This is a genomic window from Stappia sp. (genome assembly GCF_048261845.1).
Classification (GTDB): Bacteria; Pseudomonadota; Alphaproteobacteria; order Rhizobiales; family Stappiaceae; genus Stappia.
The window spans coordinates 25,356-31,373 of the sequence record NZ_JBLXFR010000047.1; the positions used below are offsets into that span (position 1 = coordinate 25,356).

Below are 6,018 nucleotides of genomic sequence, written 5' to 3' on the forward strand. Positions count from 1 at the left end.
GCAAGCCGAAACACGACGCCACGCCGGTTCGCCGGCGTCGCGTCCCGAAATTCGAACCGATCCGGTCCTTCCGGATCACCGCAAGGACCAGAAATGTCGCTCGCAGACCTCCAGGACCGCAGCCTTGACGACGCCACCGCCTTCGGCGGGCAGGGCGATGTCGGCGATTACCTGGCGTTGCTCAAGCCGCGCGTCATGTCGCTGGTGATCTTCACCGCGCTGGTCGGCCTGCTGATCGCGCCCGGCTCGATCCATCCGGTCCTGGGTGCCGTCGCCATCCTGTGCATCGCGGTTGGTGCGGGGGCGTCCGGCGCGCTCAACATGTGGTACGACGCGGATATCGACGCGGTCATGTCGCGCACCGTGAAGCGTCCGATCCCGGCCGGCAAGGTGACCCGGGAGGAGGCGCTTGCCTTCGGCCTGACGCTCTCGGCCTTTTCCGTCGTCGTGCTCGGGCTCGCCGTCAACTGGCTGGCCGCCGGCCTGCTCGCCTTCACGATTTTCTTCTATGCGGTCGTCTACACGATGTGGCTGAAGCGCTCGACGCCCCAGAACATCGTCATCGGCGGGGCCGCCGGCGCCTTCCCCCCGATGATCGGCTGGGCCGCCGTGACCGGGTCGGTGACGCTGGAAAGCACCGTCCTGTTCCTCATCATTTTCATGTGGACGCCCCCCCATTTCTGGGCGCTGGCGCTGTTCAAGCGCGGCGACTACGAGGCGGCGCGCATCCCGATGCTGCCGGTCGTCGCCGGTGAGGATGCAACGCGCACCCAGATCCTCGTCTATTCCCTGTTGCTGGCCCCGATCGGCGTCGCGCCGGCGCTGCTCGGCTTTGCATCCGCCGTCTACGGTGTGGCAGCGGCCGTTCTCGGCGCCGCCTTCGTCTGGTATGCGCTGCGCGTCTACACGGTGCGCGAGGGGGAGCCGGCCCGCAAGGCGGCCGTGCGTCTCTTCACCTTCTCGCTGGTCTACCTGTTCCTGGTCTTCGCGCTGCTGCTCGGCGACAGCCTCGCCGGCCGCCTTGTTTCGGGAGGCTGGCTGTGAGCGACGACGGCATTCGTCCGACAGAGGAGCAGAGGCGCCGCCAGCGTGGCCGGTCGATCGCCATCGGCCTGGCCCTGGCCGGGCTGGTGCTGCTCTTCTATGTGATCACGCTGGTCAAGATGGGACCTGGCGTGTTCGACCGGTCGCTTTGAGGAAAGGGAGGTGCATCGCATGACGCGTGAAACCGGACCTGCTGCTGGCGCGACGAAACTCTCGCGCTCCAATCGCCGCGTGGCGGTGGCCGTGCTCGGCGGCGTGATGCTGATGACCGGCGCCGCCTACGCATCGGTGCCGCTCTACGAGCTGTTTTGCCAGGTGACGGGTTACGGTGGCACGACGCAGCGTGCGGACGCGCCGACGGGCACGATCATCGACCGCAAGATCACCGTGCGTTTCGACGGAAACGTCAATTCCGACCTGCCCTGGGACTTCAAGCCGAAGCAGCGCACGATCACGCTGCGCATGGGCGAGAGCACGCAGGTCGCCTATGTCGCGACAAACCGTGGCGGCGACGGGACCATCGGAACCTCGGTGTTCAACGTCACGCCGTTCGAGGCGGGGTCCTATTTCAACAAGATCGAGTGCTTCTGCTTCACCGAGCAGCCGTTGAAAGCGGGCGAATCCGTCGAGATGCCGGTGGTGTTCTTCGTCGATCCGGCGATGGACGAAGACGAGCAGCTGAAGCACATCAAGGAGATCACGCTCTCCTATACGTTTTTCCCTGTGAAGGGATCCGAAACGCCGGTCGCGGCCGCACCCGCCACGCCGGACACGACCGACCGCATGTAGTTGCCTGACTTCCGCCCGCGGGCGGCATGAGAGAGAACCGGGGGAGAGTACCCATGGCGCACGCCAAGAACCACGATTACCATCTTGTCGATCCGAGCCCGTGGCCGTTCCTCGGCGGCATCGGCGCCTTCATCATGGCGCTCGGCGCCGTCGGCCTGTTCCGCTACACGCAAGGCGGCGAGTTCCTGCTGTTCGGCGTCGACCTTGCCGGCTGGGGCATCTTCGCCGTTGGCACGCTCGTCGTCCTCTATGTGATGTTCGGCTGGTGGCGCGACACCATCCGCGAGTCGATCGCGGGCGATCACACGCCGGTCGTCCAGCTGCACCTGCGTTACGGGATGCTGCTGTTCATCGCCTCGGAAGTGATGTTCTTCGCCGCATGGTTCTGGGCCTTCTTCGACGCCTCGCTGTTCCCCAACGAGGCAGCGCAGTTCGCCCGCGTCGAGGCGACCGGCGGCGTCTGGCCTCCGGCAGGCATCGAGACCTTCGATCCCTGGCACCTGCCGTTGCTCAACACGCTGATCCTGCTGACATCCGGCACGACGGTGACCTGGGCGCATCACGCGCTGCTGCATGACGACCGCGAGGGCCTGAAGTGGGGCCTGACACTGACCGTGCTGCTCGGCGTGCTGTTCTCCTTCGTCCAGGCCTATGAGTACAGCCACGCGGCCTTCGGCTTCTCCGGCTCGATCTATGGCGCGACCTTCTTCATGGCGACCGGGTTCCACGGCTTCCATGTCATCGTCGGCACCATCTTCCTGCTGGTCTGCCTGATCCGCGCCTCCATCGGCCAGTTCACTCCGCAGAAGCATTTCGGCTTCGAGGCGGCGGCCTGGTACTGGCACTTCGTCGACGTGGTCTGGCTGTTCCTGTTCGTGTCGATCTACATCTGGGCGGCCGGCCCCGCGCATTGATCCTCATGAGGATGTGGTGCCGGATCGCGGCATCCGTCCTGATCTTCCTGTCCGCGGCGGTCGCAACCGCCGCGGACAGTTTCGTTGAGGGCGAGCCGCCCCGGGCCGGGCGCGTCGAGGTCCGAAAAGCCGCCCGGCTGTTGCTGCTGCTTGACCGGGACGGCGCAGAACTGCGGCGCTATACGGTCGCGCTTGGCGGCGATCCGGTCGGCGACAAGCGCCGGGAGGGCGACAGCCGCACGCCCGAGGGGCGCTATGTGATCGACTGGCGCAATCCGCAAAGCGCCTATCACCTGTCCTTGCATGTGTCCTATCCGGACGAGCGGGACCGTGCCGAGGCCGCCGTGCGCGGCGAGGATCCGGGCGGCATGATCATGATCCATGGCATGCGCAACGGATTTGGCTGGCTTGGCAGCCTGCATCAATATGTCGACTGGACGGATGGCTGCATCGCCGTCACCAATGAAGAGATCGAGGACATCTGGCGGCTCGTGCCGAACGGGACGCCGATCGATATCCTTCCCTGAGGCTTCGCTGCCCCGGCCTCGCGCCGCAGCGTGCCCCCCGCGCCGGGAGCGCCGCCGATGACCGACCCTGCTGACCGCCGGCCGCATGCCGACCGGGCCCATTATCCGCCGCAGGACGCCATGCGGACGGGGCTTGCCGGTCGCTGTCCGCGTTGCGGGCAGGGACGGCTCTTCAAGGGCTTCCTTGCGACGCGCCCGGCCTGCTCCAATTGCGGCCTGTCGTTTGACTTCGCCGACAGCGGGGACGGTCCGGCGGTGTTCATCATCATGATCGTCGGTTTTCTTGTCGTCGGCCTGGTGCTGGCTGTCGAAATGACGTTTCGCCCGCCGATCTGGCTCCATATGGTTCTGTGGCTGCCGCTGACGGTGATCCTCGGTCTCGGCATGCTCCGGCCCTTGAAGGGGGTGATGATCGCCCAGCAATACCGCCACAACGCCCAGGAGGGACGTGTTGACGAGTGAGGCAGCAGAAGGCCGTGGCCGTTCGCCCCGGCGACGGTTGTTCTGGCCGGCGGTTGCCGCCATGGTCGCTTTCGCCATCCTGATGGCGCTTGGCACCTGGCAGGTCGAGCGGCTGCAATGGAAGCTTCAGCTGATCGAGCGTGTCGAGCAGCGCCCCGGCCTGCCGCCGGTCGACCTGCCTCCGGCGGGTGACTGGCCGCGCATGACGGAAGAGCAATGGGACTACCGGCCGGTGACCGTGACGGGCCGTTTCCTGCCGGGCGAGGCTTATTACTATCTTTCGCTCGGCAAGCCGAAGGGCCTGCATGCGGGGCCGGGCTATTTCGTCTACGCGCCGTTCGAGGTCGAAGGCGGAGGCGTCGTCATGGTCAATCGGGGGTTCGTGCCCGAGCCCATGCGACAGCCGGAAACGCGTCCGGAGAGCGCTGCGCCGCAAGGCACGGTCACGCTGGCCGGCCTCTGGCGCCGTGACGAGCGTGGCGGCATGCTCACTTTCGGGGCGGACAGCGCCACTGGCATCTGGTTCGTGCGCGAGGCGCCGAAGATGGCGGCCTCCCTCGGTGTGACGGGGGTGGAGGTTGCCCCCTTCACCATCGACCTCGCCGCCCGCCACACCCCCCCGGGCGGATTGCCGCAAGCCGGCGAGACGATCATGAGTTTCACCAACAATCACCTGCAATATGCCGTGACCTGGTACGGGCTCGGCGCGGCGCTGATCGTGGTGTTCATCGTCTTCGTGCGCGGCGAAAGGCGCAACGCACGGGACTGAACGGCGGGTGGATGCGAAAGCGGCCGCTCCGTTGCCGGAGCGACCGCGAGGTCATGCCGTGTGCCTGCGACCGTTCAGAGCGCCGACAGGATGCCCGCCGCGCCGGAAACCTCGGCCTTGCCGGGCATGTCCTCGACATTCAGCGTCGCGACCTTGCCGTCCTTGACGATCATCGCATAGCGCTTGGAGCGCACGCCCATGCCGAAGCCGGAGGCGTCGAGCTCCATGCCGATCGCCTTGGCGAACTCGGCGCTGCCGTCGGCGAGGAAGGTGACCTTGCCGGCCGCGCCGCTGGCCTTGGCCCAGGCATCCATGACGAAGACGTCGTTGACGGAGACGACGGCGATCTCGTCGACGCCCTTGCCGAGGATCGTGTCGGCATGCTCGACGAAGCCGGGCAGGTGATTGTTGTGGCAGGTCGGCGTGAAGGCGCCGGGAACGGCGAAGAGGACCACGGTACGCCCGCCGAACAGGTCGGCGGCGGAACGTTCCGCCGGGCCGTCGGCGGTCATGGTCTTGAACTTGGTGTCGGGCAGCTTGTCGCCCACCTGGATGGTCATCGTGGAAGGTCTCCCGGGTCTGGGTCTCTTGAAATCCGTGTCTTGCGAGAACCGCAAGTCGCGCGGACGCGAAAGCCCGCGGGACTGACATAGGGTTTCACACGGCACGCGTCGAGCGGCAATCGTGCGAACGGCGGTCGCCCCGGTTTCCGGCCCGGGTTAGTCGGGTGGCAGGCGGGAGAGATCGACCTGGTGCTCGACGGCGTTGCCATCGACGACGAGCATCAGCGAGAGCGGCCGGCTGCCATCGTCCGCCTGCTGCAGGCCCTGCAGGGGCAGCGAGAAAACGGCATCGTCGCCCTCCCGGGAGACAAGCCTCGGCACGCCGTTGTAGGACCCCGGCGCTCCCTCGGCATAAAGGGCGAGGTCGCCGGCTCCGGCCGGTAGCTCGACGGAGATTGCGAGTTTCTCGCCCGTCTTGCCGGGGGTGCCGGCTGCCGCCGTGTCCCCTGACAGGCGGATGGAGGCAACACGTGGCGGCGCCTCGCCCTGCGGTCCGGGCAGGGACAGCCGCGCCGAGGCGATGGCCATGCGCGCCGCGAAATCCGGCTCGGCATCACTCAACGGAACCTCGAACCGCGCTTCGCCGGGCACGCAGATTTCCCGGCAGACCCCGAAGACGAGATGCACCCGCAGTGTTGCGTTCCCCGCGGCGGTGCCGGCGTCCAGGTCGATCGGCAGCACGACCTCGTCCCGGTAGACGATCGAGGTCGAATAGGGATCCGAGTAGGTCTCGGGCGGGGGGAAACGCAGGCGCGCGCCACCGATGCCGGTCGATCCGGCGAAATCGGCCGTGGTCGGAATTCCCGCCTCGCCCGGGAAGCGCCAATAGGTGTGCCAGCCCGGATCGAGGCGTATCTGGACGGCGGCATCGCCGACCGGGGACGTGTCCTGCGGCCCTGTCGCGATCACCCGCACATGCGCTCCGGCGACAGTCTGCCATTCCGTTTCGG

General features: G+C 67.1%; 9 protein-coding genes. 7 read left to right on the plus strand and 2 right to left on the minus strand.

Translation table 11 applies throughout. The annotated features are described in order from the left end of the window. Positions 1 to 93 precede the first annotated feature (93 nt). Genes ACN0T5_RS16460 through ACN0T5_RS16490 form a run of 7 tightly spaced genes read left to right on the plus strand, consistent with a single transcriptional unit; the run spans position 94 to position 4,505 of the window. Positions 94 to 1,044, plus strand: coding sequence for a heme o synthase (locus ACN0T5_RS16460; protein ID WP_417769697.1), 951 nt, complete (start codon positions 94 to 96; stop codon positions 1,042 to 1,044). Then, positions 1,041 to 1,196: a hypothetical protein gene (locus ACN0T5_RS16465; RefSeq protein WP_417769698.1), complete on the plus strand. Its 156-nt coding sequence runs from the start codon at positions 1,041 to 1,043 to the stop codon at positions 1,194 to 1,196. The genes ACN0T5_RS16460 and ACN0T5_RS16465 overlap by 4 nt, the downstream gene beginning before the upstream one ends. Before the next feature lie 19 nt (positions 1,197 to 1,215). Continuing rightward, on the plus strand, positions 1,216 to 1,833 hold the full coding sequence (locus tag ACN0T5_RS16470) for a cytochrome c oxidase assembly protein (protein WP_417769699.1): 618 nt from the start codon (positions 1,216 to 1,218) through the stop codon (positions 1,831 to 1,833). A 53-nt stretch (positions 1,834 to 1,886) separates the two neighbouring features. Further along, a complete protein-coding gene (locus ACN0T5_RS16475; protein WP_417769700.1) occupies positions 1,887 to 2,747 on the plus strand; it encodes a cytochrome c oxidase subunit 3 in 861 nt (286 codons plus the stop codon). A gap of 5 nt (positions 2,748 to 2,752) precedes the next feature. Continuing rightward, positions 2,753 to 3,274: a L,D-transpeptidase family protein gene (locus ACN0T5_RS16480; RefSeq protein ID WP_417769708.1), complete on the plus strand. Its 522-nt coding sequence runs from the start codon at positions 2,753 to 2,755 to the stop codon at positions 3,272 to 3,274. Between the two features lie 57 nt (positions 3,275 to 3,331). Then, on the plus strand, positions 3,332 to 3,736 hold the full coding sequence (locus ACN0T5_RS16485) for a DUF983 domain-containing protein (RefSeq protein WP_417769701.1): 405 nt from the start codon (positions 3,332 to 3,334) through the stop codon (positions 3,734 to 3,736). After that, the gene (locus ACN0T5_RS16490) at positions 3,726 to 4,505 is read left to right on the plus strand and encodes an SURF1 family protein (protein WP_417769702.1); all 780 of its coding nucleotides are present in this window, start codon (positions 3,726 to 3,728) and stop codon (positions 4,503 to 4,505) included. Before ACN0T5_RS16485 ends, ACN0T5_RS16490 begins: the two co-directional genes overlap by 11 nt. 74 nt (positions 4,506 to 4,579) lie before the next feature. Here the strand turns inward: ACN0T5_RS16490 and ACN0T5_RS16495 are convergent, their stop codons facing one another. Both ACN0T5_RS16495 and ACN0T5_RS16500 read right to left on the minus strand, forming a co-directional pair. Then, positions 4,580 to 5,065 carry a peroxiredoxin gene (locus ACN0T5_RS16495; protein ID WP_417769703.1) on the minus strand — a complete coding sequence of 162 codons (486 nt, stop codon included), beginning with the start codon at positions 5,063 to 5,065 and terminating at the stop codon, positions 4,580 to 4,582. A 159-nt stretch (positions 5,066 to 5,224) separates the two neighbouring features. Continuing rightward, on the minus strand, positions 5,225 to 6,018 hold a 794-nt coding region (locus ACN0T5_RS16500; RefSeq protein ID WP_417769704.1), incomplete at its 5' end, for a protein-disulfide reductase DsbD domain-containing protein.

Bases quoted from the DNA above. Each gene is read 5' to 3' on its own strand.
- ACN0T5_RS16460 (WP_417769697.1), top strand. From the start codon at position 94: ATGTCGCTCGCAGACCTCCAGGACCGCAGCCTTGACGACGCCACCGCC.
- ACN0T5_RS16495 (WP_417769703.1), bottom strand. From the start codon at position 5,065: ATGACCATCCAGGTGGGCGACAAGCTGCCCGACACCAAGTTCAAGACC.
- ACN0T5_RS16480 (WP_417769708.1), top strand. From the start codon at position 2,753: ATGAGGATGTGGTGCCGGATCGCGGCATCCGTCCTGATCTTCCTGTCC.
- ACN0T5_RS16485 (WP_417769701.1), top strand. From the start codon at position 3,332: ATGACCGACCCTGCTGACCGCCGGCCGCATGCCGACCGGGCCCATTAT.
- ACN0T5_RS16475 (WP_417769700.1), top strand. From the start codon at position 1,887: ATGGCGCACGCCAAGAACCACGATTACCATCTTGTCGATCCGAGCCCG.
- ACN0T5_RS16470 (WP_417769699.1), top strand. From the start codon at position 1,216: ATGACGCGTGAAACCGGACCTGCTGCTGGCGCGACGAAACTCTCGCGC.